This is a genomic window from Vibrio sp. dhg, assembly GCF_003443775.1.
GTDB lineage: Bacteria > Pseudomonadota > Gammaproteobacteria > Enterobacterales > Vibrionaceae > Vibrio > Vibrio natriegens.
Genome location: NZ_CP028943.1, coordinates 2,190,230 through 2,214,338 on the forward strand (window position 1 = coordinate 2,190,230; position 24,109 = coordinate 2,214,338).

General features: G+C 44.7%; 26 protein-coding genes. 11 read left to right on the forward strand and 15 right to left on the reverse strand.

The window, feature by feature from the left end; translation table 11 throughout:
* Positions 1–57: 57 nt before the first annotated feature.
* On the reverse strand, positions 58–342 hold the full coding sequence (locus DBX26_RS10045) for a YeaC family protein (protein ID WP_014232581.1): 285 nt from the start codon (positions 340–342) through the stop codon (positions 58–60).
* Positions 343–441: 99 nt separating this feature from the next.
* Between DBX26_RS10045 and DBX26_RS10050 the strand changes: the two genes are divergently transcribed.
* Positions 442–1,263, forward strand: a complete 822-nt coding sequence (locus DBX26_RS10050) for a DUF2989 domain-containing protein (protein ID WP_118119006.1) — start codon at positions 442–444, stop codon at positions 1,261–1,263.
* A 108-nt stretch (positions 1,264–1,371) separates the two neighbouring features.
* On the opposite strand, the gene msrB is transcribed toward DBX26_RS10050, so the two are convergent.
* On the reverse strand, positions 1,372–1,782 hold the full coding sequence (msrB, locus tag DBX26_RS10055; protein ID WP_041170255.1) for a peptide-methionine (R)-S-oxide reductase MsrB: 411 nt from the start codon (positions 1,780–1,782) through the stop codon (positions 1,372–1,374).
* A gap of 337 nt (positions 1,783–2,119) precedes the next feature.
* Here msrB and gap point away from each other — a divergent pair, with 337 nt between their 5' ends.
* The 6 genes from gap (at position 2,120) to DBX26_RS10085 (ending at position 8,547) form a co-directional block, all read left to right on the forward strand.
* Entirely contained in the window at positions 2,120–3,115 is a 996-nt protein-coding gene (gene gap, locus DBX26_RS10060) for a type I glyceraldehyde-3-phosphate dehydrogenase (RefSeq protein WP_014232584.1), read from the forward strand.
* Positions 3,116–3,251: 136 nt separating this feature from the next.
* Positions 3,252–4,136 (forward strand): D-hexose-6-phosphate mutarotase, encoded by an 885-nt coding sequence (locus DBX26_RS10065; RefSeq protein ID WP_118119008.1) that lies wholly within the window; start codon positions 3,252–3,254, stop codon positions 4,134–4,136.
* Positions 4,137–4,342: 206 nt separating this feature from the next.
* Entirely contained in the window at positions 4,343–5,167 is an 825-nt protein-coding gene (gene rlmA / locus DBX26_RS10070; RefSeq protein ID WP_118119010.1) for a 23S rRNA (guanine(745)-N(1))-methyltransferase, read from the forward strand.
* A 94-nt stretch (positions 5,168–5,261) separates the two neighbouring features.
* Complete coding sequence (locus DBX26_RS10075) at positions 5,262–6,209, forward strand: ChaN family lipoprotein (protein WP_118119012.1); 948 nt, start codon at positions 5,262–5,264, stop codon at positions 6,207–6,209.
* Positions 6,210–6,451: 242 nt separating this feature from the next.
* Positions 6,452–6,811 carry a hypothetical protein gene (locus DBX26_RS10080; protein ID WP_118119014.1) on the forward strand — a complete coding sequence of 120 codons (360 nt, stop codon included), beginning with the start codon at positions 6,452–6,454 and terminating at the stop codon, positions 6,809–6,811.
* Positions 6,812–6,969: 158 nt separating this feature from the next.
* Complete coding sequence (locus DBX26_RS10085; RefSeq protein ID WP_014232589.1) at positions 6,970–8,547, forward strand: alkaline phosphatase; 1,578 nt, start codon at positions 6,970–6,972, stop codon at positions 8,545–8,547.
* A gap of 218 nt (positions 8,548–8,765) precedes the next feature.
* Here DBX26_RS10085 and DBX26_RS10090 read toward each other — a convergent pair whose 3' ends face one another.
* The gene (locus tag DBX26_RS10090) at positions 8,766–10,445 is read right to left on the reverse strand and encodes a mechanosensitive ion channel family protein (RefSeq protein WP_118119796.1); all 1,680 of its coding nucleotides are present in this window, start codon (positions 10,443–10,445) and stop codon (positions 8,766–8,768) included.
* 210 nt (positions 10,446–10,655) lie between these two features.
* The gene (locus DBX26_RS10095; RefSeq protein ID WP_118119016.1) at positions 10,656–11,093 is read right to left on the reverse strand and encodes a YcgN family cysteine cluster protein; all 438 of its coding nucleotides are present in this window, start codon (positions 11,091–11,093) and stop codon (positions 10,656–10,658) included.
* 185 nt (positions 11,094–11,278) lie between these two features.
* Between DBX26_RS10095 and DBX26_RS10100 the strand changes: the two genes are divergently transcribed.
* The 3 genes from DBX26_RS10100 (at position 11,279) to aqpZ (ending at position 12,778) form a co-directional block, all read left to right on the forward strand.
* Positions 11,279–11,527 carry a GlsB/YeaQ/YmgE family stress response membrane protein gene (locus DBX26_RS10100; RefSeq protein WP_014232592.1) on the forward strand — a complete coding sequence of 83 codons (249 nt, stop codon included), beginning with the start codon at positions 11,279–11,281 and terminating at the stop codon, positions 11,525–11,527.
* 124 nt (positions 11,528–11,651) lie between these two features.
* On the forward strand, positions 11,652–11,900 hold the full coding sequence (locus DBX26_RS10105; protein ID WP_014232593.1) for a YkgJ family cysteine cluster protein: 249 nt from the start codon (positions 11,652–11,654) through the stop codon (positions 11,898–11,900).
* 179 nt (positions 11,901–12,079) lie between these two features.
* The gene (aqpZ, locus tag DBX26_RS10110; protein ID WP_118119018.1) at positions 12,080–12,778 is read left to right on the forward strand and encodes an aquaporin Z; all 699 of its coding nucleotides are present in this window, start codon (positions 12,080–12,082) and stop codon (positions 12,776–12,778) included.
* Between the two features lie 80 nt (positions 12,779–12,858).
* On the opposite strand, the gene recR is transcribed toward aqpZ, so the two are convergent.
* From recR to DBX26_RS10145, 7 genes are all read right to left on the reverse strand, one after another.
* Positions 12,859–13,458, reverse strand: a complete 600-nt coding sequence (gene recR / locus DBX26_RS10115) for a recombination mediator RecR (RefSeq protein ID WP_014232595.1) — start codon at positions 13,456–13,458, stop codon at positions 12,859–12,861.
* A gap of 30 nt (positions 13,459–13,488) precedes the next feature.
* The gene (locus tag DBX26_RS10120) at positions 13,489–13,818 is read right to left on the reverse strand and encodes a YbaB/EbfC family nucleoid-associated protein (protein ID WP_014232596.1); all 330 of its coding nucleotides are present in this window, start codon (positions 13,816–13,818) and stop codon (positions 13,489–13,491) included.
* 244 nt (positions 13,819–14,062) lie between these two features.
* Positions 14,063–16,219 carry a DNA polymerase III subunit gamma/tau gene (gene dnaX / locus DBX26_RS10125; protein ID WP_118119020.1) on the reverse strand — a complete coding sequence of 719 codons (2,157 nt, stop codon included), beginning with the start codon at positions 16,217–16,219 and terminating at the stop codon, positions 14,063–14,065.
* Positions 16,220–16,227: 8 nt separating this feature from the next.
* Entirely contained in the window at positions 16,228–16,773 is a 546-nt protein-coding gene (gene apt, locus DBX26_RS10130; RefSeq protein ID WP_014232598.1) for an adenine phosphoribosyltransferase, read from the reverse strand.
* Between the two features lie 162 nt (positions 16,774–16,935).
* The gene (locus tag DBX26_RS10135) at positions 16,936–17,340 is read right to left on the reverse strand and encodes a YbaN family protein (protein WP_118119022.1); all 405 of its coding nucleotides are present in this window, start codon (positions 17,338–17,340) and stop codon (positions 16,936–16,938) included.
* Between the two features lie 17 nt (positions 17,341–17,357).
* Positions 17,358–17,486 (reverse strand): hypothetical protein, encoded by a 129-nt coding sequence (locus DBX26_RS25735; protein ID WP_014232600.1) that lies wholly within the window; start codon positions 17,484–17,486, stop codon positions 17,358–17,360.
* Between the two features lie 230 nt (positions 17,487–17,716).
* On the reverse strand, positions 17,717–18,814 hold the full coding sequence (locus tag DBX26_RS10145) for a response regulator (protein ID WP_118119024.1): 1,098 nt from the start codon (positions 18,812–18,814) through the stop codon (positions 17,717–17,719).
* A 297-nt stretch (positions 18,815–19,111) separates the two neighbouring features.
* Between DBX26_RS10145 and DBX26_RS10150 the strand changes: the two genes are divergently transcribed.
* Positions 19,112–19,987 (forward strand): LysR family transcriptional regulator, encoded by an 876-nt coding sequence (locus DBX26_RS10150; RefSeq protein ID WP_065297183.1) that lies wholly within the window; start codon positions 19,112–19,114, stop codon positions 19,985–19,987.
* A 111-nt stretch (positions 19,988–20,098) separates the two neighbouring features.
* Here DBX26_RS10150 and purF read toward each other — a convergent pair whose 3' ends face one another.
* The 4 genes from purF to folC all read right to left on the reverse strand — a co-directional run bounded on the left by purF (position 20,099) and on the right by folC (position 24,079).
* Complete coding sequence (purF, locus tag DBX26_RS10155; RefSeq protein ID WP_014232604.1) at positions 20,099–21,613, reverse strand: amidophosphoribosyltransferase; 1,515 nt, start codon at positions 21,611–21,613, stop codon at positions 20,099–20,101.
* A gap of 36 nt (positions 21,614–21,649) precedes the next feature.
* On the reverse strand, positions 21,650–22,141 hold the full coding sequence (locus DBX26_RS10160; RefSeq protein ID WP_020334563.1) for a CvpA family protein: 492 nt from the start codon (positions 22,139–22,141) through the stop codon (positions 21,650–21,652).
* A 61-nt stretch (positions 22,142–22,202) separates the two neighbouring features.
* Positions 22,203–22,802: an SPOR domain-containing protein gene (locus tag DBX26_RS10165; RefSeq protein WP_118119026.1), complete on the reverse strand. Its 600-nt coding sequence runs from the start codon at positions 22,800–22,802 to the stop codon at positions 22,203–22,205.
* A 14-nt stretch (positions 22,803–22,816) separates the two neighbouring features.
* A complete protein-coding gene (folC, locus tag DBX26_RS10170; RefSeq protein WP_118119028.1) occupies positions 22,817–24,079 on the reverse strand; it encodes a bifunctional tetrahydrofolate synthase/dihydrofolate synthase in 1,263 nt (420 codons plus the stop codon).
* Positions 24,080–24,109: the final 30 nt, after the last annotated feature.

Genomic DNA, 24,109 nt, shown 5'->3' on the forward strand with positions numbered 1-24,109 from the left:
GCACTTAAAACCTAAAAAGCCCAATGACTACATTGGGCTTTTTACGCGTTAAACGTATCAATCGAAGTTTGGATTTACTCGAACGATATCGCTCTCATCGCCACTGAATTGCTTTTTCAATTCTTGCTTAGACTTAAAACTGATTTCACCACCGGCAGCAACGGTCATATGTTGAGCGTCTGTATTATGTTTTGATTGATACAACATCACAGCTTGCATACACGAATCTCGCTGCTCTCTAGAAAGTGTTGTACCCTCTGGCCATCTTCCCGTCTCTACTGCATATACCAAGCGATCGTAAACTTCTGGTGTCATCGCTTTTAATAATTGTTCTGTGTCCATAATGTACCTTCTTATTACATTCTGTTCAGAACATAGCGGGTTAAGAAATGGAGTCAAGAACACGAAAATGAATTGGTGTAACGGATCACAGGCAAAACCATGAAAACAACATACTGGTTGCTGGCAAGCCTCGCCACTCTATCCATCACAGGTTGCTTTGAACGCAACATATCTACTGAACAACTGTGTGAAAATAACCCAGAACTGCGCTGCGAAAAGCTCAACATCGACGATGGACAATGCCGCATCCCGCGTACCAACTTAATTTGGCATCGTTATGAGCAGTTCAAACACCCAAGCGAAGAAAAACAGATAGAAGAATACGGCGTCGTCGCTGAATACAGAAAGTGCTTGGAGTTAGCTTCTCAGATCGCTCCGATTGACCAAAGCGAGCTAAAAGCACAACGCTTTAATGCGTTGGTGCACAGTATCGACGAGCTTGAACGCATCGTTAGCGAGTTAAAGGTATCGGAAAAGCCAGAGACCTTATATTTCCTTTGGTCACAGACCGGAGACACACAGGCTCAGCACCGATTTTTACAGATGGAAGGCTCACCGAAACTAAACACTGCGGAAATGCAGTACGCCTTAGCCACCTTCTACGTCAACAGAGACACCCCTAAAACGCTTATCTTGTTAAATAATGCGTTAAGTTTGTCAAATGAAGACAACCTAAACCCTGCCATACTCAAATCATTGGCGAGTATTCATCAGGGACAAGGGGAGAAAAAACGCGCTTACCTCTGGGCAATGGTAGCCAAAAGATTTGGTGTGTCAGTAGCCGATGAAAAGCAGCTGCAGAGAATGTTCGATTTCAATGATCCAAACCAATATCAAAAACTGGACGACCTGGCCAAGTCGATCGCAAATAATATTGAAGAGGGAAGTTATTCCCCCGATTTAATTCCCGAAAATATATAAAAAAACTCCCGCTAGTCGGGAGTTTTTTATTCATTCAAGTTTTCAGTGTTTATATGTTGACCGATACAGTTCTGAAAGGATGAAACACTCTTAACTGCAATTTTGTTACTAATCTTCAGATTTGTTGAAAATTAACGACACTGAATTAACACAGTAACGCTCGCCTGTTGTTTGTGGTCCGTCTTCAAAAACGTGCCCCAGATGACTATCACATGTCGCACAGCGAATTTCAGTACGTACCATTCCGTGACTCAGATCATCTAAATAGCGTATCGCTTGGTCATTAACTGGCGCATCAAAACTCGGCCATCCACATCCTGAATCGTACTTGTTATCAGAGACAAAAAGAGGGGCATTACAGCAGGTACAGCTATATATACCAGTTTCCTTATTATGCAATAACTTACCACTGAACGGTGGCTCAGTTCCCTGCTCTCTACAAACACGAAACTCTTCATCAGATAGACGCTCACGCCAATATTCATCGGACTTCGTCACTTTTCCTCCGCTTTGTTCCACTAATTTTAGATCCTTATTTCCTGTTTTTCGCAATGACTTTTTTAGCAAAAAACTTGATTCTCGTAACAGTTGTAGCACATACTTTCTCACCAGGACACCATGTGTAATTAATTTGATACGAGCACTCATCTCGCAGGTTATATTACGCCAACTGAGCTAGAGTAAAAGCAGTAAAAAGTTTAAAAAACGAACATTTGCGAAGAATTGTTAAAAAAAGCGTCGCTTTTTTTTGACTTTAAACAAGTTAAGTCCGATTATCTGTTGCAGATGTTTACTGGATTCTGTAATTTTACTACCAGTTATCTTTAATCAGAAATTAAGTTGTGGAGCAACTATAATGACTATCAAAGTAGGTATTAACGGTTTTGGCCGTATCGGCCGTTTCGTTTTCCGTGCAGCGCAAGAGCGTAACGACATCGAAGTTGTAGGTATCAACGACCTTATCGACGTAGATTACATGGCATACATGCTTAAGTACGACTCAACTCACGGCCGTTTCAACGGTACTGTTGAAGTTGAAGGCGGTAACCTAATCGTTAACGGCAAAACTGTACGTGTAACTGCAGAGCGCAACCCTGAAGACCTAAAATGGGACGAAATCGGTGTTGACGTTGTTGCTGAAGCAACTGGTCTTTTCCTAACTGACGAGACAGCACGTAAGCACATCACTGCTGGCGCGAAAAAAGTTGTACTAACTGGTCCTTCTAAAGACGCAACTCCAATGTTCGTTAACGGCGTAAACTTCGACACTTACGCTGGTCAAGACATCGTTTCTAACGCTTCTTGTACTACTAACTGTCTAGCACCTATCGCTAAAGTTCTTAACGACAAGTTCGGTATCGAATCTGGTCTTATGACTACAGTTCACGCTACAACAGCAACTCAAAAAACTGTTGACGGTCCTTCTGCTAAAGACTGGCGCGGTGGTCGTGGTGCTTCTCAGAACATCATCCCATCTTCAACTGGTGCTGCTAAAGCTGTAGGCGTTGTACTTCCAGAAGTAAACGGCAAACTAACTGGTATGGCTTTCCGCGTACCAACTGCTAACGTTTCTGTAGTTGACCTAACTGTTAACCTAGTAAACGGCGCATCTTACGAAGCTATCTGTGCAGCAATGAAAGAAGCTTCTGAAGGCGAACTAAAAGGCGTTCTAGGTTACACTGAAGATGCAGTAGTATCTCAAGACTTCATCGGTGAAGTTTGCACTTCAGTATTCGATGCTAAAGCTGGTATCGCTCTAACTGACAAATTCGTTAAAGTTGTATCTTGGTACGACAACGAAATCGGTTACTCAAACAAAGTTCTAGACCTAATCGCACACATCTCTAAGTAATTAGAAACAGTGATTAGCTCTTAACTGAGTTGAAAAAGAGGCGGCTTTATAGTCGCCTTTTTTGTATCTGGAATTTGAGGGGTGTATTTGGGCTTCAAGCGCTCGCAACCTCTCCCAGCGATAGGAAAATAATCAGATGGATTTAAACACCCTTCCTGCACTAACCGTCCTTTCTGACAATGTCACCGTAGTAGAAATCGATCAGGTCAAAGTTGTTCGTATCATTCACGATAAAGCAACCGCTGGTATCGCTTTGCACGGTGGTCATGTGGTGTCATACAAACCACAAGGTCAGGAAGATCTAATTTGGATGAGCGAAAAAGCCGTATTCGATGGCAAAGCCGCTTTACGTGGTGGTATTCCTGTGTGCTGGCCATGGTTTGGTCGCATTGCTGCACCGGCTCATGGTTTTGCACGTACTACAGAATGGGAGCTGATAGAACACCGTGAAAATGAAAATGGTGTGATTGTCGAACTTGCGTTGTTCCCAAGCGAAGAGACACACCAAATTTGGCCTCATATGTTTGAAGCTCGCCTTTTGGTAGAAGTCGGCGATGAGCTGAAAGTGACACTGAAAGTGCTGAATATCGATGACGAGGCATGGACATTCTCTGGTGCATTGCATACTTACCTTAACGTTGGCGATGTTTTACAAGCTCAAACTTCAGGCATGGGTAGCGAGTACATCGACAGCTTGAAAGGCAACGAGGTATGTCAAGGTGGTGAAGTCCTACAACTGACCGACACCATAGACCGCGTATACACGCAGCCTGAAGCGCAGATCTTAGTCAAAGACCCTGTCTTAGGACGCACTCTGAGCGTAGAAAACCATGGCCACAACTCAGCAGTACTATGGAACCCTTGGGCAGAAGGAGCTCAGTCAATGGGAGACATGGCTGATAATGGTTACGAAACCATGCTATGCGTCGAATCCGCTGTGCATGCTGCCAGCATTGATCAAGGCAAAGCCTTGCAACCAGGTGAAAGCTACGAGCTGGTTACCGTTATTTCCGCACAATAACGTCATCACAGCCGGTTTACGCCGGCTTTTTTATTGCTAGCAGTTCAACGTCACCCTTCTCTTGCCTATTCTCATTAAAAATTTTATTTCTGGTCGTTATAAATCTGTAAAAGCACTCGCTAACCACGGCTATTTCACGGTTTTGTTTCACTTAAAGTCGTGCTTTTTGATAGAATTTGTCGCCCTACTTTTAGCTCGAGATCGTCATGAACTATCAATGCCCTCTATGTCACCAACCTCTTACATTAAGCGTAAAAACGTTTAAGTGTGAAAATAACCATCAATTCGACATGGCAAAAGAAGGCTACGTGAACCTGATGCCGGCGCATCATAAGCGTTCTAAAGATCCCGGCGATAACAAGGAAATGATGCAAGCGCGTCGTCGCTTTCTGGAAGGAAAGTATTACGATCCGATGCGCCAGGAAGTCGCCCGCCTTTGCACTGAGTACACCAAAGGAACGACTCACCAGCTGTTAGATATCGGCTGCGGTGAAGGCTACTACACCGATCTGGTACAAAAATCATTGCTCGCCCAAGATGAGCAAGCCGCCACGTTTGGTTTAGATATCTCTAAAATAGCCATTCGCTATGCAGCCAAACGCTACCCAGATTGTTATTTTAGTGTCGCATCAAGCCATAGACTTCCATTCGCGGATCAATCTTTGGATGCAATCCTGCGAATCTATGCGCCATGTAAAGCAGAAGAGCTCAAGCGTGTAATCAAAGATAATGGTGTCGTGATTACCGTTACGCCAGCAGGCAGACATCTTTACCAGCTTCGTGAACGAATTTACCAAGACGTTCGTCTGCACGATGAAACCCCTGAAACCATCGATGGCTACGAACTCGAGCAACAACACCAGTTGAACTATGTGATGGACTTGAAAGACGGCGACGCATTTGACCTGCTGCAAATGACACCATTCGCCTGGAAAGCGACTGACGAACTCCGAGAAGAGCTAAAATCCGCTACACTTTTCCAATGTGAGGCCGATTTTATGTTGCGTGTCTATCGTAAATCCGCGCATTAATACTGCTCTAGCTCAACGCAGGTGAACATGGCTCTCGTTCACTTTAATTCTGTCGCCTCCACAAATATCTCTTAGACATTTTTGGAGGCTTCTCATGCGCTTTTCTATTTTAGGTCTTGCGTTTGCCATTGTGTTGACTGGTTGTGTCTCAACACCAGCAACGATATCCACTCCCAATTCCCCTGATGTGATCAGCTTTTACGATTACAAGTTGCACACCCCGTCAGGCACTCCTGTGTCCCTGACTGACCTGAATCCTGATTTACTGCAAGCTGACGTAATCATGATCGGTGAATGGCACACTCATGCCGGTATCCACCGTTTCCAGACAGATATGCTGAAACAATTATCGAGTGGAAAACGCCCCATTGCCCTTTCAATGGAACAATTCAGTCGCGATAAGCAAGATATATTGGACGAGTATTTAGATGGCCTGATTGGTGAGCAAACCTTCATCCAGCAAAGTAACGCCTGGCCAAACTATGAAAGTGACTATCGTCCCCTTGTCGAGTTTGCAAAGCATGCAGATATTGCAGTAATCGCGGCTAACGCGCCGAGAAAAATTGTGCACTGCATTGGACGCAAAGGTGTCGGCTATCTGGATAAACTCGATAGCAAACAGCGTGTTTTTGTCGCTGCGACCATCAATACCGATGACAGCCAGTACAAAGACAAGTTTATGGCTTCCATGCATCACGGCAAGCCAGAGCAAACAGAAAAACAATACGCCGCTCAAATGACCTGGGACGAGACCATGGCCGAGTCCATTGTCGATTACCTCACTAAGCATCCGGGAACTCAAATGGTACATGTGGCTGGGAAGTTCCATACCGAGGGTGGATTAGGCACAGCCACATCGATTCTGAACCGCGATCCACGCTTAAACGTTGTTGTAATAACCCCTGTCACCGACATCACTTCAGACAGTTCGGATTATCAGCTTGAAGTGTTATCGCCACCGGTTCGCTATGTGAACGATAGCAATCGTATGAAAGCCTTTAGTCACCTGATCACGCGTAATACTGACCTTGAGTGTGAATAAACTACGCCCGAATTAAGATCACAAATCGCCATTTCATTGCGGTAAATCCAGTCTATCCAGAACGTGAATTGAATTATATCGGTCTGCTTTTTGCTTTGGTCTCTACGTAATCACAAGAGGCGGCAAGAACAGGCCTGTTTTTTATTTAAACAATTTAAGAATTGCCAAATGTTGCCGATAAAGTCCATAACTGCTTTTTACCCACACTCAATGAGCGAGTGTCGATTTTCAAGGAGTATTCGATGAATCCAGTAGGAAGCAATCAAGTTAATACTTACGCAAATCTGCAGCCCACTCTGTCGTCGACAGAGAAAACCGTAGGAGAAGTCAACGCGTCACCAATAAAAGTGGAACAGAACAAAGTGACACTTTCTCCTGAAGGCAAAGCGCTTCTTACCGCTCTGCAAGAAATCGACCACGAAAGCAAAAAAGTGGAAGCGGAAAATAAGACTGTTGGTGAGAAGGTCGAATCATTTACGCATGGCGCTTTGGGAATGGATCGCCCTGATAAAATCGAGGAAGAGGGAGACAGCTCCTATTCTGCCGGACAATATCTCTCTGCCGCTTTAAGTGTGGGTGGCATTATTCTCGCGCTTGCATAATCGCCCAAAACATTGCCCAGTCGGTCACGACCTATTGGCTCGATGGGCAATTTGCTAGTCAATGAAAATGACAATCTGGTTAAGCTTTTGTGACTTACACAAAAGTGTCATGATTTATTGTTTTAATGCCTGCGCTTTTAATAGACAAGGAAAATACAATGAAGCGCTTAGCATACCCTGTAGTTACCGCTCTTGCTGCCTCAACACTCTCTTTCAATGCCCTTTCAGCAGAGATCAAAAACGTCATTTTGATGATTGGTGATGGCATGGGCCCTCAGCAAGTAGGCCTACTTGAAACCTACGCAAACCACGCCCCGCACTCAATTTATAAAGGCGAAACCACAGCCCTTTACAAATTGGCACAAGAAGGTGTGATTGGATCTTCTTTGACTAACCCTGAAGATGCTATCGTAGTCGACTCTGCCTGCTCTGCGACGATGCTAGCGACTGGGATGCCAACCGCTTCAGAAGTAATTGGTATTGATAGCCAGGGCAACCACGTTGAAACCATTTTGGAAAAAGCCAAAAGCAAAGGTAAAGCAACGGGCTTGGTGTCTGATACGCGCATGACGCACGCTACACCAGCAGCCTTTGCCGCTCATCAACCTCACCGTTCTTTAGAAAACGACATTGCTGTCGACATGTTAGAAACAGAAGTAGATGTTCTGCTTTCTGGTGGTCTTCGTCACTGGATTCCAGGTTCAGCGAATGACAAAGGCGACACTTACAAGCAGCTTGAGAAACTCACTCAAGGTAACGTTGCTCTCAAATCTAAACGTAAAGACGAGCGCAACTTGCTGACTGAAGCTCAAGAAGAAGGCTATAGCCTGGCATTCAGCCGCGATATGCTGGCTGAAGCAAAAGGTGACAAATTACTTGGTCTTTTTGCTAACTCGGGCATGGCCGATGGCATCGCGTACAGCCAAAGTAAAAACGATCCAAAACGTACACAACCTTCCCTTAAAGAGATGACCGTAAAAGCATTGGATGTTCTATCCAAAGATGAAGACGGCTTTTTCCTAATGGTTGAAGGCGGACAAATCGACTGGGCTGGACACAGCAACGATGCGGGCACCATGCTTCACGAAATGATTAAGTTTGATGAAGCGGTGAACTCTGTTTACGAATGGGCGAAAGGACGCGATGACACACTTATCGTCGTGACGGCTGACCATGAAACTGGCTCTTTTGGCTTCAGCTATTCATCAGCGAATCTGCCAAAACCAGAGAAGCGCAGCGGCGAAGCGTTCAAAAACAGAGACTACGCGCCTAACTTTAATTTCGGTGATTTCTCTATCCTTGATGGCTTGTACAACCAAAAAACCAGTTACTACGGCATGTTGGATAAATTCGCAGCATTACCTGAAGCAGATAGAACAGCGGAAAACTTAGCTAAGATCATCAACGAGAATAGCGACTTCCCTATCACGGCAGATCAAGCTGCGCACATTATGCAAGATAAGCCAAACCCATATCATGTAGACGGTCATAGCTACCTGGCACAAGAGCAAGTACCTGCTATTCACGATTTTGATGCGTTCTTCCCATATAACGACCGCACAAACTTGATTGCGCGTGAGCATGCGACTGGCCAAAATACGGTATGGGGCACAGGTACCCACACGCATACTCCTGTAAATGTATTCGCTTGGGGACCTGCTGAGAAAATTCTCCCTGTATCTAAGATCATGCATCACTCTGAGCTGGGCGAATTCCTAAAGCAGCAAATCAAATAATCACTTTGCACTTACTTTACCACTTTGTGGTTTTTCAGACGCTCTCCCACGAGAGCGTTTTTTTATGGGTGAAAACTGAGGTCACGCAAACCTGTGCCGCTGATTGTTTTGCAATACTTCGGCTAATCATCTTCAACTCAATACTTGAACCTCTCTACCCGATAGAAACAAAAAAGCACTCAACAATGTGAGTGCTTTTCCAAATAGAGGACGAGCAACTAAGCGTCTTTCTTCTCAACCATATGCAAATGTACATCCTGTTGAGGGAACGGAATAGAAATGCCTTCACGGTCAAAGCGAAGCTTCACTTCCTTGGTCACATCCCAGTAAACGTCCCAGTAATCGTCTGTTTTCACCCAAGGACGAACAATAAAGTCCACCGACGAGGTATTAAGCGTATGCACTTTAATATTTGGCTCAGGCGTACGCAGAACGGCTGGGTGAGAAGTGATGATATCCGTTAGCACCGATTCCGCTTTCAACAAGTCATCCGCGTAGCCAATACCAAAAACCATATCCACACGACGAATGCGCTCATGGGTTACGTTTTTAATTACATCACCCCAGATTTTGCTATTCGGTACAATAATGATCTGGTTGTCGAAGGTGCGAATTGTGGTATTGACCAAGCTCATATGGCTTACTTTACCATCCACACCACCAGCATAAACGAAGTCGCCAACATCAAACGGACGATAAATCAGAAGCATCATACCTGCCGCAAAGTTAGATAACGTATCTTGCAACGCGAAACCAATGATCACACCGGCAATACCGAAACCCGTCAGGATAGGCGCAAGGTTCAGGCCAATCTGCGATAGACCAACCATAATACCGATCACCCATACGAACTTGCCGGACATCGAAATAAAGAAATCCTGCATCAAGTGGGAGAGTTTTAAGTTTTTAGACGCAACCGCTTTACTCATCACTTTGCGGGTTATTTTCGCTAATGCGCGAGCAATAACCAAAATTAATACGAAAATAAACAGTTGAAATAGGTGCTGTGGTGCATTTCCAGCTAACCAGTCCACTGCAGAGTTTGACCAGTGACTGACGATTGACCAGACAACTTTGCTGTTAAGTAAATCGTGAGTAATGCTGCCAGTGACTTCAAATATTTGGCGCTTGTACTCAGAAGTTTCGATGCCAATCTTGTCACCAATAGACATCAAGTTACGCAGACTCTCAGTTGCAATCTCCAACCTGTGCTTAACGAGCATCTGGCTCAATTGCTGCGAGGCTTTTTCCGATTCAGGGCTAGAAGACAGCTGTCCGCCAATGATTTCGCTCTGCTGACTTAAGTACTGCACGGACGCCGACAGCAAGCGAATACGCTTATCTACCGTTTCTTTAAATTTAGTTTCAGCACGCTTATTCTGTTCACCCAGTCGTTCTAACCAAACTAAGTTTTGCCAACTTGCCTCAAAAATCACGTCTAGATAGTGCTGAATTTCACGATAGTCATTAATGATCGACAGCTTTTCCTCATCCTTAGCCGCATTCAGTTTTTCTGTCACTGACTTCGTTTTCGATGCCAGATAGGCTGTCGCATCGTTAGTGTATTTTTCTTGCGTTTTAACTAATTGAACCAGTTTTTTGTGCGGGATAGATTCTTTTTCAATCGCAGTCGCCAATTGAGCGCGTAGTTGTTGGTTTTTCTGAAAAAGCTGCAACTGGAGGGCATCACGCTCGTCACCATTTGTCTGGGCTAAACTCTGCGTTAAGTCGATAATATCGATGTTCAGATTATCGATGGATGCTTCGGCCTCCGATACAACAGGCGCTTCTGTTTTCTCTGCCGCGTTTGCAAAGAAAGGATTCATCATCGCGATGAAGAGAGAAAGTAACGCAACCCAAGGTGTCAGGCGATTTTTCTGCGGGAAACAAAACGTCATTTTTACCTCGTAAAAAACTGGAATCTCAAAATCGATCAGAGCTGGAACAGGCGAGAACATCACCTGTGTTTATTTTACATCACGTGAAGACAAGAACAGGTCAAAAGAAGGTATTAGATGTAAAAGTGAGGTAAGGCACACAGCAAAAGTGTGTCAAACCTCTTAGAACGGTAATTTTAAATTTGAGCGACACTCATATTGCTCAAGATATTACTCGTTAGGTAGTTCGATGATGTGATCTTCCCAGTCAACAACATCAATTTCATAAACAACACGATTACGCACACTCTCACCGGCTGCGTGCATCGCTGATTTAGACCCAGTAATCAGTGGGTGCCATTCCGGTAGCGGCTTATTTTGAGCCAAAAGACGATAAGCGCAAGTTAAAGGCAACCAGTTAAACTCCGGGATTTTCTCGCGCGTAAGCTTCAGGCACTCTTCTCCTGAAGAAAATCGATTAGGATAATCTTTACACGAGCATGTCTTACTGTTTAACCAGCTACAAGCGACATTGGTGTAATACACGTCATCAGAATCTTCATCCATGAGCTTGTGAAGGCAGCACTTACCACAGCCATCACACAGAGACTCCCACTCCTCTTCGGTCATCTGTTCCAACGTTTTACTTTGCCAAAATGGAGTGCTCATACTTTCGGTCTCGCCAAGGGAATTAGGGGCGATTTATACCTTTCTCACCACAAAAGTTCAAGTATTCAGCAATTATCATCAAAGCGCATTTATCCGTTTACGGCGATCAGAGATTTTCTGTTGGCATGCTCTATCCTTAAACCAGTGTAAGTTGGTTTAAATATTGATAAGAGGGAGAGTCACTTATGGGCATCATATCTTGGATAATCTTAGGTTTGATCGCAGGAGCATTAGCAAAGTGGTTAATGCCTGGTAATGACGGGGGGGGCTGGATTGCCACAATGTTTTTGGGGATTGCTGGTGCGTTTGTTGGTGGCTTTTTAGGAAGTTTTCTGGGGCAAGGTGGCGCTACCGGTATCAACGTCGGCAGTATTATTACGGCGACTTTAGGGGCGTTTGTGATCTTATTTGTCTATAACCGTTTTCTTAAGTGACCATTCGAACAATCTAGAAGAGTACAAGTATTGCAACACTACTTGTACTTTTTTATGCAGTTCCCCTTCCAATCCACGTCAAAATGACCATAATTGCCACCTCAATTTTTAAGAGGTTTACATTATGGATTGTCGCTTAGGCTGTGGCGCGTGTTGTATCGCCCCAAGTATCTCTTCACCGATTCCCGGCATGCCAAACGGGAAGCCCGCTGGTGTTCGTTGCGTACAACTTAACGATGACAACCTTTGTAAGCTATTTGGTCAGCCTGAGCGACCAAAAGTCTGCCATGATTTCAAACCTTGTCCCGTTGTGTGCGGAAAGACCAACCAAGAAGCGCTGACGAATATTACTGAATTAGAACAGTTAACGTAGGCCTTACCCTATCTTTTCTCCCCACTTCACCGTTGCACTATCTTCGTTCTTTTGGTTTCATCTCTGAGACACTGTCGTACATACCATTCCTATTCTTTTCTTTTCGTGTTTTGCCTCACACTTAACTGACAATTCTCAACTATGTTCAGCAAGTTATCGAATAAGAAATAGGAAATTGCATGAATAAATATTTGGCTGAGGCTTTTGGTACGTTCTGGTTGGTGCTGGGTGGTTGTGGTAGTGCGGTATTGGCCGCTGGATTTCCCGAAGTCGGCATAGGGCTGTTAGGCGTAGCGCTGGCATTTGGTTTAACCGTTCTCACCATGGCATTTGCTATTGGCCATATTTCCGGCTGCCACTTGAACCCTGCCGTGACAATTGGCCTTTGGGCTGGTGGTCGTTTTGAGAACAAAGAGGTTTTACCTTACATCATCGCTCAGGTCATTGGCGGTATCATCGCGGGTGGAGCCCTTTATGTGATTGCATCGGGTCAAATTGGCTTTGATATTGTCGCATCAGGATTTGCAGCTAACGGTTACGGTGAGCACTCACCCGGCCAATACTCGATGTTAGCCGCTTTAGTGACAGAAATCGTCATGACCATGATGTTCTTGATTGTCATTATGGGTGCAACAGACAAACGAGCACCGGAAGGGTTTGGGCCAATAGCTATCGGCTTGTGCCTCACGCTTATTCATTTAATCAGTATTCCTGTGACAAACACTTCGGTGAACCCTGCACGGAGTACCGCTGTGGCTATTTATCTCGGTGACTGGACCATCTCTCAATTATGGCTGTTCTGGATTGCGCCAATCATTGGGGGTGTTGTGGGTGCGATTATCTATAAAAACCTACTGGCTTCAGATTCAGGCAATTAACCTTCCTATAAACCATCAATAAGAAAACAATATCACTCGATAAACAGACAGAAAAAAGCCGCTGAATTCAGCGGCTTTTATTATAATTTGTGTCGACCTAACAGTGAGTGTGACAAGGTGGTGCCATCAACAAGTTCAAGTTCACCGCCAACAGGAACACCATGTGCAATTCGGCTTGCCTCGACTTGATGCTCTCTGCACAGCTCTGCGATGTAATGTGCCGTAGCTTCACCTTCTACCGTTGGATTGGTAGCCAGAATCACTTCAGTAATATCACCTCGGCGAAGACGATAATCGAGCACATCTAAGCCAATATCACTTGGACCGATACCATCAAGCGGAGATAAATGCCCCATCAAAACAAAGTATCGTCCGGAGTATTGTCCTGTCGCCTCTACGGCTGCGATGTCTGCCGGGCTTTCCACCACACAGATCTGACCGTTTTCCTGTCTTTTAGGATTGGTACAAATATGGCAGATGTCTTCTTCAGTAAAAGTACGGCACTCTGAGCAATGGCCAATTTCCGTCATTGCCTGACTAAGAGCATCGGCGAGCTGTAAGCCGCCTTTTCTATCTCGCTGTAACAAATGAAAGGCCATACGCTGCGCCGACTTGGGACCAACCCCAGGTAGACAACGTAAGGCCTCCATCAATTGTTCCAGCATATGACTGGTACGCATTGAAAATCCGCTTAATTAGATTTCAGCAGATTAGAATGGCATTTTCATACCTGGTGGTAGTTGCATACCGCCAGTTACAGAAGCCATTTTCTCTTTTTGAGTTTCTTCAACGCGACGAGCCGCATCGTTGAATGCAGCCGCAATCAAATCTTCCAGCATTTCTTTGTCGTCTTCCATCAAACTTTCATCGATGTCAACACGACGTACATTGTGGCTACCAGTGATTGTAACTTTAACTAGACCAGCACCAGACTCGCCAGTTACTTCCATATTCGCGATTTCTTCTTGAAGCTTTTGCATGCGATCTTGCATTTGCTGGGCTTGCTTCATAAGGTTGCCCATACCGCCTTTACCAAACATGTTTATCTCTCTGGTTTGTGATACCAATCGTAGTAAATAACTGGTCATTCTAGCTTGTTAAAATACTCGATAACATCGTTGCAATTTTTCATCGTAGAATAACTACTTATCGAAAAATTGCGCCTTGTCCTCGAGCATTTTTCCTGCGCTATTTCTGCTCACTTATTTACTGTGATTGCTATGAGGTGTTGCATCAATTAATGGGGTTATGACTTAACGTTTTCAACCCCACTCCGTTCGATTATTAGATAGGGCGCACGCTATCTTTCACAAGCTCTGCAGCAAATCGACGTTCAATAAAATGAACGTTTGGATCGTTTTCTAGGCTATTCAGCGCTTGTTGTAATTTTTCTTGATAGAGTCGATCTCGCAATTCTAACGGTGTCTCACCAGCATCACTAATTTCCACTGTTAAATGGCAATCTTCACCCAAAAGCGTATTTAGAGCTTTGAGCAATTCACCTTGTGCTCTATCTGTATTTAAGTGTGCCTGAGCACTTCTCAGCTGCAAAGAAACGGTGGAACCTTCTTTACTATAATGTGAGTTTAGCGCAAGTTGCTCCACCAGCTTAGGCATGTTCATCAGACTGATGAGTTTTGCCCACTCATTTTGCTCTAGAGACTCATCAACCAGCTTTTGCGCCATTTCAGGTGTTTTTTCATGCTCAAGCGCTTGCTTGAGCTGCGTAGGTGTCAGTTTCGTATTAACTTTCGTCTCAGCAGGTTTGCTTGGACGCCAGCGATACGCTTCTTCAACGACTTGCTCTTCCGCTTGAGGCATTGAGCTTGGCGACACCTGCGCGGAACTGCCGTGTCTTTGTGCGACACGATCAAGAACCGACTCTGGTTTAGCAGATGTCGCTTTAGGCTTTTTTGGACCACCACTTTGCTGCGGGGCACTTTGTTGTAAACCCTGACGCTGAGAGCGAAGTTGGTGACGCAAACCACTTAAGCCACCACGAGACGGTGCTGCTGGCACACGCTCTGAAGCTTGTTGAGGTTGAGCCTGATGCTGAGGCGCAGGGTTCTCACTCATTGGTGGCGCCATGTCATATTGAGCAGGTGGCACTTCGTACTCAGCCGGTTGATACTCAGGCTGGAATTGAGGCGCTTCCTGCATTGGAGCCTGATTATTGACTACAGGCTGGCTTACTGGCTGATTAACTGGTTGTGGTGACGACACTCGCGACGGGCGCGACTGCGGGGGTTGAACCGACGCTTGTTGATTTGGCGTAGCATTACCCTGGCTCGATCGAGCTGCCGGCGCTGTTTGTTGCGTTGGAGCCGCAGTAGAAATAGTGTTAGCAACGTTATTTGCCGACGGACGAAATGCCATCATGCGCAATACGATCATTTCCATGCCAACACGGCCGTTTGGTGACAATGAGAGGTCTTCACGACCTTTTATCGCTACCTGATAATAAAGCTGCACATCTTGTGGACTGAGCGCTTTACTTAATAATTCTATTTTTTCTGCATCTGGCTGAGCTTGATCTAATGTAGATGGCAAAGCTTGATACATAGCAATTCGATGTAATTGAGAAGCCAACTGTTGCAACAGGCCGTCCCACTCAACGCCATTGGACGCCAGTTGTTGGATTTTCTCTATGGCTTGCTGAGGCTGCTTGCTACTGATCGACTCAAGTAGATGAATCGCCTGATCGGTGTCGATCGTGCCTAGCATATGGCTAACGGTATCCACTTGTACCACACCATTGCCTAAAGCTATCGCTTGATCAGTCAGACTCAGTGCATCACGCATACTGCCATCAGCCGCATGGGAAATCATACCCAAAGCTTTAGACTCTGCTGAGACCTGCTCTTGCTCAAGGATATAATCAAGCTGCTGGTGAATTTCATCAACACTGATTGGCTTCAGATGGAACTGCAGACAACGAGACAAAATCGTCACAGGCAACTTTTGCGGATCGGTTGTCGCCAGTAAGAACTTAACGTATTCCGGCGGCTCTTCCAGTGTTTTCAACAGTGCATTGAAAGAGTGACGCGACAACATGTGTACTTCATCGATGAGGTACACCTTAAAGCGTCCACGAGCAGGCTTGTATTGAACGTTGTCTAACAGTTCACGAGTGTCTTCAACTTTAGTACGTGAGGCCGCATCGATTTCTAGCAGGTCAACAAATCGACCCTCATCGATTTCGCGGCAAGTATCACATTGACCACAAGGGGTTGCGGTAATACCGGTTTCACAGTTCAGCCCTTTGGCAAACAAACGGCCGATACTCGTCTTACCAACACCACGAGTACCACTAAACAAGTACGCATGATGGAGGCGATTTTGCGCTAACGCATTCTCCAATGCCGTCAGGACATGTTTCTGCCCCACGACCTGGTCAAACTTATTAGGACGCCATTTTCGCGCTAAAGCTAAATAACTCATTGAATGTATTAATGTCCTTCGAAATCGCAGATGCTGTACACATTTAGACCTAACGCTTCTAAACGCTTATCACCACCGATTTCAGGTAGATTGATAACGAATGCAGCATGCTCAACTTCCCCACCTAATTGGCGAATCAGTTTCGTTGTTGCTTCGATAGTACCGCCAGTTGCTAGCAAATCGTCGACAACAAGTACTTTGTCACCTTCTACGATCGCGTCAGTATGGATTTCTAATGTATCCATGCCGTACTCTAACTCATATGACTGAGCAATCGTTGGACGTGGCAGTTTTCCTGGCTTACGTACTGGAACAAAACCCACACCTAGCTCAAGCGCTAGTGGCGCACCAAACAGGAAGCCGCGCGCTTCTGTACCCACAACTTTTGTAAATCCCATCGCTTTGTAACGTTCAACCAATAGGCCAATAGTCGCCTGGTACGCTTTCGCGTCTTCTAGCAGACTGGTCACGTCACGGAAAAGGATGCCTGGTTTTGGGTAATCTTGGATGCTTTTGATGCTAGATTTGATCAGTGAAATTGTTTCTGTAGTCATAATACCGATTTACTTAGATTGGCTCATCACCCTCTCGCTATCTCAGTATCACGAGGGCAACGAACAATAGGTTTTCATCGCTATGTGTTTATATTCGTAAACTCACAGGTTCTGAAAATACAAACGCCCACTCGAAGAGCGGGCACACTATTCCCTACAATATTAGTGATTTTCTTCTCGGTCAGCAACTGGCTCAATCACAGGTAGCCGCATAAACCAGCTAAGTAAAACGATTGCCATTCCTAAAAGTGCAATTTTCACCCAAACGACAGGGACAACAACAATTGAAATCGTAAAGCTGATCACAATAAAAATCGCGCCACGTTGTTTTACTTTAGGCTCAACGGCTTTATTTTGATGCCAGTTATACAAAATAGGGCCAAACGTATTGTGATTATGTAACCAATAATGGAATGCTGGGCTGCCTCGCATAAAACACGCACTGGCGAGCAAGATAAATGGAGTAGTTGGTAGTAGAGGAAGGACAATTCCGGCTATGCCGAGCAAAATGCAGAGTCCACCAACGATATTGAATAAGTAACGCTTAATACGGATGGTGAACTCCAGAAACGATAACTAGTTTGTTAGCCCGCGTAGCCGTTGAATACACGCAGCCAGGTTAACGTTGCAGGTAATGTTGGGATCATAAGTACTGCAATGAAACCTAAAAAGTACAAAATATTATAAGGCTCTTTAAACTCTTTGTCTGCCATGATGTTTCTTCTCACTATTTGACTTTGCTTCTCCCATGCCGCAACGTTAAGCGCACGTTACACAAATGGGTCATTATTGTTTAGGCGCTGACTATACCTTATACAGGCGGTGATAAACACAAACAAAAAGTAAGGTTATTAATCTATCAATACGTTTGAATGGCTCGAAAACGATATAAAAAAAGCAGCATTATTGCTGCTTTTCGTTTATCAGATTCGTATCTAGTGAATTATTCGTGGCGAGTGATATTTAGGCTAAAACTTGAAGAGCCCAGACATCCGATAGACAACTGCCCAGCGGTATTTAACGGTAAGTCCCTGGTGATGAAGTTTTTCAAGCTGCCACCACCCAAGCTATTTCCTGCTGCGATATGCTGGTTCGAATCACCATTTGACCACTGGCTATCTAAACCCGCAGGTAAAATCGAGACCGTAGATGACGCCAAATCTGCAACACCAAACACAGCATTAATTGGCCCTGCACATTCCGAGCATTCAATACCCTTCTCAATGATTCCCACCATGTCTTTAAGATCAGCACTAAAGTTCTTTAAGTTGCGTAGGTAATCATCAAATAATGCGCGTATGAGTAAAGTGGTCCCTACTCCGCTGTTAGTTTGGGAAGCAGAGTCCACCAAGTAGAAAGCAAATTGTCCGTTCATCAGCCAACGATAATCGAACACCAACGGCATTACGTCTGTCGATTGAAGTAGCCGGTATGAACAACGCCAGTCTCCTTGAGAAGCATCCTTATCCGGTAATAATGCATGAAGCAAATCTCTTGCCGCATTCGGGTTTTCTTGCAAGTACTCTAAATGCCAGTGAAGCTCTTGTTCATCTGGTATTTCTCCACCATCATCAACCCTGAACCATTGACTTGAAAAGTCACGTTGTTCAGAAAAATGACAGTCACAATCCTCAAGCGTATTATCGATGGCTTGTGTTAAATGTTTATAGTTACCTATCGGTTTGGGAAGAAAGTCTTTAATACCAAAACGCAACGCCTTTGCAACATCTGACATTTCATCCGTGCCAGACACCACTATAAGCGGCAACGATGGATATTCCAGGCTGACTTCTTCGACGAACTCTATACCATCCAACAACGGCATAGATAAATCACATAAGACAAGATCGGGTTGGCATTCCCTAAGTTGTTGAAGTGCGTCTAAGCCATTTTCAGCTTCTACTACCTCAAAACCCTGACTTTCTAAATAGGCATTAGTTACATTGCGAAAAATGGCATCATCATCCACTAACATAATGAGTTTATGATGAACCGCTTCCTGCGCCGAGACCATTGCCGTATGACTGTGAGCCTTAAACATACCTTTACACCTCACATAGGTCAGTCAAAAACAAGTTTTTATTAAGTCTTTATTATTGTTGTACTTTTATCGATGAATCCCCCGCCATTTAAAGGCTTAGGTGGTCTCACCTCGTTATAAAACGTAGTCTGAAAAAGGCGTTTATACAAATATTCATTGGAATAGCATAGCTATATCAATGTTTGCTCGTAGCGGCCTGGTGTGGTCAAATAGTGCAACATGTTGACTTAAAGCAATCTTTCATAGCAAAGTTAATTATAAATTAGCGTCAATTAGTAACTTAATGTGTCTGGAAATATGAAATTAGATGATTTAAACCTATTTCGATTGGTTGTCGAAAATGGGAGCTATACAGCAACTTCGCGAAAAACTATGATTCCGGTTGCGACCATCACCCGACGCATTCAAGCGCTAGAAGACTCTGTTAATCTTCGACTACTGAACCGTCATGCTCGTAAGCTTTCTCTTACCGAAGCTGGTGAACGCTTTTACAAAGAATGTTCACCACTACTGCAAAGCCTAACTTCTACCGCCGAGGAAATTACAGACGACTGTCGTGGCGCATCCGGGCGAATCAAAATATCGGCTCCGTACAATCTAACAAAACGTATGATGATGCCGATGTTCAATGGCTTTATGAAGCAGTACCCCGATATAAATATTGAGCTAACAACAGAGAATAATGCGGATAAACTCGATCCAACAGAATGGGATGTCATCTTCCGTGTTGGTCCACAGCGTGACTCCAGCCTGATTGCTCGTAAAGTGGGCGAAGTAAAAGACATTTTGGTTGCGAGCCCTGACTACCTTACGGCCAACCCAGCACCAGAACATGCTGAGGAGCTTTCTAATCATTCTCTGCTTAAAGGCTACCCTTTAATCAAGTGGACACTGAAAAACAGTAAGGGAGAGTCGGTCGTAAACACCGATCGTGCACGCTTTCAGGCTAATGCACTGAATGTGGTTCGCAGCACCTGCTCTGAAGGCTTGGGCATCACTTTGATGCCGAATGTTATGGTCAAAGAATACATCGAACGTGGTGACTTAATTCGTATTCTGCCAGACTGGAGCGCTAACCCTCGCGATATCTATATGCTTTATAACCATAAAGATCATTTGCCAGAAAAAGTACGCCTCTTCATCGACTACGTGATTGCTTATAACATTCACTAAGTCACTCTCATGAGAGCGGAGTAGACTCCCCCGCTGAAGTAAGATATAGCGACCTAAAACAAAAAACCAGAGCATTAAGCTCTGGTTTTTTAGTTCATAAGGAAGCGAAAATTACGCGCCTTCGTTATGAAGCTCTAGGTTCGCTAAATCTTGCTGAATCTCACGTTGAGTTTTTGCATCATCGTTACGCAAGCCATCTAGGAAGTCTAGGTACTGCTGATCAATGTCACCCGTCACATACTCACCGTTAAATACCGATGTATCAAACTGGGTGATGTCTTGGTTACCAAGGCCAACGGCTTGAACTAAATCCTCAAGCTTTTGGTAGATCAATGCATCTGCGCCAATATGCTTACAGATAGTCTCGTTGTCACGACCATGAGCGATTAGCTCGGTAGCACTTGGCATGTCGATACCGTAAACGTTCGGGAAACGAACTTCTGGAGCAGCTGAGACCATGTATACACGCTTCGCACCAGAGTCACGAGCCATCTCAATGATCTGCTCTGACGTCGTACCACGAACGATAGAGTCATCAACCAAAAGCACATTCTTGTCTTTAAATTCAGAACGAATCGCATTCAGTTTACGGCGTACAGACTTCTTACGCTGTTGTTGACCCGGCATGATGAACGTACGGCCTACATAGCGGTTTTTCACAAAGCCTTGACGGTATGGTTTGTCGATAGCTTGTGCAATTTGCAGAGCAATATCACACGAGGTTTCTGGAATTGGGATAACAACGTCGATATCAAGATCAGCGTAGTCTTCACTGATACGTTCACCTAGCTTTTTACCCATTTCAACGCGAGCGCTGTAAACAGAAATTTTATCAATGAATGAGTCAGGACGAGCAAAGTAAACAAACTCAAAGATACATGGGTTTAGCTTTGGATTATCTGCACATTGTTTAGTGTATAGCTCACCATCGAAAGTTGCGTAAACCGCTTCACCTGGTGCCACGTCTCGAACAAAGTCAAAACCTACTGCATCAAGAGCAACAGACTCAGATGCCACCATGTATTCAGTACGACCCTTTTCTTCGCGTTTACCCAAACAAAGAGGACGAATGCCATTCGGGTCACGGAACGCAATCATACCGTGGCCAATGATCATTGCAGTTACTGCGTATGCGCCGCGAATTGTACGATGGACGTTAGTCACCGCGCGGAAGACGTCTTCTGTCGTTACATTGCCTTTCACAGAATCGATTTCGTGAGCAAGCACGTTCAGCAACACTTCTGAATCTGACGTCGTGTTGATGTGGCGACGGTCTTTTTCAAACAGCTTTTGGCGAACTTCGTGAGCGTTGGTTAAGTTACCATTGTGGGCAAGTGTAATACCGAAAGGAGAGTTTACGTAGAAAGGCTGAGCTTCTGAAGCACTTGAACTACCAGCAGTTGGGTAGCGTACATGACCGATACCAACTTCACCTTGCAAGCGTTGCATATGTTTTGCTTCGAACACATCCTTGACTAAACCGTTCGCCTTACGCAGACGAAAACGATTGCTTTCTATGGTACAAATACCCGCTGCATCTTGGCCACGATGCTGTAACACCGTTAACGCGTCATAAATAGACTGGTTTACAGGGGTTGTGCCCACGATTCCAACAATACCACACATGTCCTAATCCTCGATTTGCGACAGTAGCTGGCACTACTAGATAGTGCCAGAAAGAAAACTTGACGTTGCTTGTAAATGCTCAAAGAAGGGAGCGATCACACGTTTGAACTCAGGGACTAACTGTGACGCTTTCCACCAATCCGAGCTTGGGAATGCGGTAAACGCATCCATAAAAAACAGTACCGCAGAAACAATTAAAACTCCGCGTAAACCACCAAAGACCATACCAAGAAGTCGGTCAGTACCTGATAGCCCTGTTTTTTGTACTAGTTGGCCAATGACATAATTCACCACTGCACCAACAATTAGTGTTGCGACAAATAATGCCGCTATCGCAGCTCCGTTTCGGAACATGTCGTCTTCGATATTGGAGAAATATACCGCCAATTTGGTGTAGTAGTTACTGGAGATAAAAAACGCTCCAAACCAAATCACCAAAGACAACGCTTCTTTAGCAAAACCACGAACTAAACTGATCAAAGCTGAAAACCCGATCACCCCTAAAATGACAAAATCTAACCAATTCATATTTTCTTCATCTTAAGTTGGCGCGCATTTTAACAGAAAAAATGCTGACGCAAACGTTTTCTTATGGATTTAACGGCTTAAATTTAAGCAATTGACCTTTTGAGCCAGTAATTTTTTGTAATTCTTGAACTTGTCGTTCAAGTTTACTTTTTGACACATCTGGGCCAACAATGACACGCGTAAATTCATTTTCTTGTTTGGTGTGAGCCTGATAACCACGCTTTTGCAAATCGGCAACTAATGCGACCGCATTGTCATGATTCTTCAGCGCCATCAACTGAATAATCCATGCAGAATCTTCATATTGATTTTTCTCAACAACCGGACGAGCAGAGACTTCAACTTGCTCTGGTTGTTTAGTCTCTTCTTGCTGAGCTACCGGTTCAGGTTCAGGTTGCGGTTTTGAAACGGCAACCTGAGGCTCTTCTGACTCCTGCACCACTGCCTCTACTGGAGAGTCAGGCAATGCAATGTCATCTTCGACAGGCTCTAGTATTTCGAAGTTTTCCACATCACTATCAAGCTCAGGTTTGATAGGAATGCTGGCAAATTCTTCTTTGTAGTGAAGTTTTTTACCATCTAGTACATCTGGGAGCACAATCACTCCCACTGCCACCAGAATGATAGTGCCGACTAAACGACTCTGAAATTTACTTGCCATCAAATTACCTTTGGTTATTTATTACTTGCTTGCCAATGCTCCAACACCTCACCCACGGTATGGAAAGAACCAACCACCAAAATAACATCGTCTTGTTGTGCGCTTGTTTTCGCACTTTCAAACGCTTCTACGGGTGTCTGGAACTGAACTTGCCCCTGAGGTAAGTATTGACACAACTCCTCTGCAGTCGCAGCACGAGGGCCTGTAAGCGATGCTGGATACCATTGAGTGGCAATAGGTGCCAGTGCTTCAACGGTAGCTTTTATGTCCTTATCGTGCAGCATAGCGATCACAACATGAATGTGCTTATCCGCATACTGATGCTTCACCTTTTCCACTAAATATTCAGCAGAGTGTGGATTGTGAGCAACATCAAGTACGATTTCTGGCTCGCTCTGTAACACCTGCATTCGACCTGCGAGTCGAGCATTATTCAAGCCATTGACGAGGTTTATGTCAGTGATTTGCAATTCTGACGCACCAAGCGCCATAAGTGCTGTCGCCGCGTTTGGCAACGGAAGTGACGGGACAGGTAAGTCTTCAAGATCGAACGCACCACTTGTCCAACTCCAACCTTTGTCGGTCAGTTTATAGTCAAACTGGATGCCAACCTGGAAAAACTCTGCACCGATATCGTCCGCGTGCGCGGCCACAGTTGCAGGAGGTAAAGGCTGACCACAGATGGCAGGCTTACCTGAGCGGTAGATGCCCGCTTTTTCAAATCCGATAACATTGATGTCATCACCAAGCCAATCCACATGGTCAACAGCTAAGCTGGTAATGACAGAGACATCGTGATCAACGACGTTGGTGGCATCCAAACGGCCGCCTAAACCCACTTCGAGCAGGACAACATCTACTTTTTCTGTCTGAAAGATTCGTAATGCGGCAAGGGTTCCAAATTCAAACAAACTTAACGTGATATCACCACGCTGCTTTTCTACAAAGTCGAACGCTTGGCAATGTTTCGCGTCTTCTACGTCTACGCCATTAATGCGTACACGCTCGTTATAACGAATCAGGTGGGGTGAACTGTAAACACCTACTGAATAGCCGGCGTCCAATAAAATCGCTTCCATTAACGCACACGTTGAGCCTTTACCATTGGTACCGGCAACAGTGATAACCGTCGGAGCTGGTTTTGTGAGGTTGGCTTTACTTGCTACCGCTTGAACACGGTCTAAGCCAAGGTCGATTGCTGAGGAATGAATATTTGCTAAATAATCAAGCCACATCTCTAGAGAGGATGTGGCTTGAGGAATTGAGTTTTGGGTCATCTAACTTTAACCATTAATTTCTTTGGCTTT

Coding starts and splice junctions, on each gene's coding strand:
- DBX26_RS10045 (WP_014232581.1), bottom strand. CDS start 342: ATGGACACAGAACAATTATTAAAAGCGATGACACCAGAAGTTTACGAT.
- DBX26_RS10050 (WP_118119006.1), top strand. CDS start 442: ATGAAAACAACATACTGGTTGCTGGCAAGCCTCGCCACTCTATCCATC.
- gap (WP_014232584.1), top strand. CDS start 2,120: ATGACTATCAAAGTAGGTATTAACGGTTTTGGCCGTATCGGCCGTTTC.
- DBX26_RS10065 (WP_118119008.1), top strand. CDS start 3,252: ATGGATTTAAACACCCTTCCTGCACTAACCGTCCTTTCTGACAATGTC.
- rlmA (WP_118119010.1), top strand. CDS start 4,343: ATGAACTATCAATGCCCTCTATGTCACCAACCTCTTACATTAAGCGTA.
- DBX26_RS10075 (WP_118119012.1), top strand. CDS start 5,262: ATGCGCTTTTCTATTTTAGGTCTTGCGTTTGCCATTGTGTTGACTGGT.
- DBX26_RS10080 (WP_118119014.1), top strand. CDS start 6,452: ATGAATCCAGTAGGAAGCAATCAAGTTAATACTTACGCAAATCTGCAG.
- DBX26_RS10085 (WP_014232589.1), top strand. CDS start 6,970: ATGAAGCGCTTAGCATACCCTGTAGTTACCGCTCTTGCTGCCTCAACA.
- DBX26_RS10090 (WP_118119796.1), bottom strand. CDS start 10,445: ATGACGTTTTGTTTCCCGCAGAAAAATCGCCTGACACCTTGGGTTGCG.
- DBX26_RS10095 (WP_118119016.1), bottom strand. CDS start 11,093: ATGAGCACTCCATTTTGGCAAAGTAAAACGTTGGAACAGATGACCGAA.
- DBX26_RS10100 (WP_014232592.1), top strand. CDS start 11,279: ATGGGCATCATATCTTGGATAATCTTAGGTTTGATCGCAGGAGCATTA.
- DBX26_RS10105 (WP_014232593.1), top strand. CDS start 11,652: ATGGATTGTCGCTTAGGCTGTGGCGCGTGTTGTATCGCCCCAAGTATC.
- aqpZ (WP_118119018.1), top strand. CDS start 12,080: ATGAATAAATATTTGGCTGAGGCTTTTGGTACGTTCTGGTTGGTGCTG.
- recR (WP_014232595.1), bottom strand. CDS start 13,458: ATGCGTACCAGTCATATGCTGGAACAATTGATGGAGGCCTTACGTTGT.
- DBX26_RS10120 (WP_014232596.1), bottom strand. CDS start 13,818: ATGTTTGGTAAAGGCGGTATGGGCAACCTTATGAAGCAAGCCCAGCAA.
- dnaX (WP_118119020.1), bottom strand. CDS start 16,219: ATGAGTTATTTAGCTTTAGCGCGAAAATGGCGTCCTAATAAGTTTGAC.
- apt (WP_014232598.1), bottom strand. CDS start 16,773: ATGACTACAGAAACAATTTCACTGATCAAATCTAGCATCAAAAGCATC.
- DBX26_RS25735 (WP_014232600.1), bottom strand. CDS start 17,486: ATGGCAGACAAAGAGTTTAAAGAGCCTTATAATATTTTGTACTTTTTA.
- DBX26_RS10145 (WP_118119024.1), bottom strand. CDS start 18,814: ATGTTTAAGGCTCACAGTCATACGGCAATGGTCTCGGCGCAGGAAGCG.
- DBX26_RS10150 (WP_065297183.1), top strand. CDS start 19,112: ATGAAATTAGATGATTTAAACCTATTTCGATTGGTTGTCGAAAATGGG.
- purF (WP_014232604.1), bottom strand. CDS start 21,613: ATGTGTGGTATTGTTGGAATCGTGGGCACAACCCCTGTAAACCAGTCT.
- DBX26_RS10160 (WP_020334563.1), bottom strand. CDS start 22,141: ATGAATTGGTTAGATTTTGTCATTTTAGGGGTGATCGGGTTTTCAGCT.
- DBX26_RS10165 (WP_118119026.1), bottom strand. CDS start 22,802: ATGGCAAGTAAATTTCAGAGTCGTTTAGTCGGCACTATCATTCTGGTG.
- folC (WP_118119028.1), bottom strand. CDS start 24,079: ATGACCCAAAACTCAATTCCTCAAGCCACATCCTCTCTAGAGATGTGG.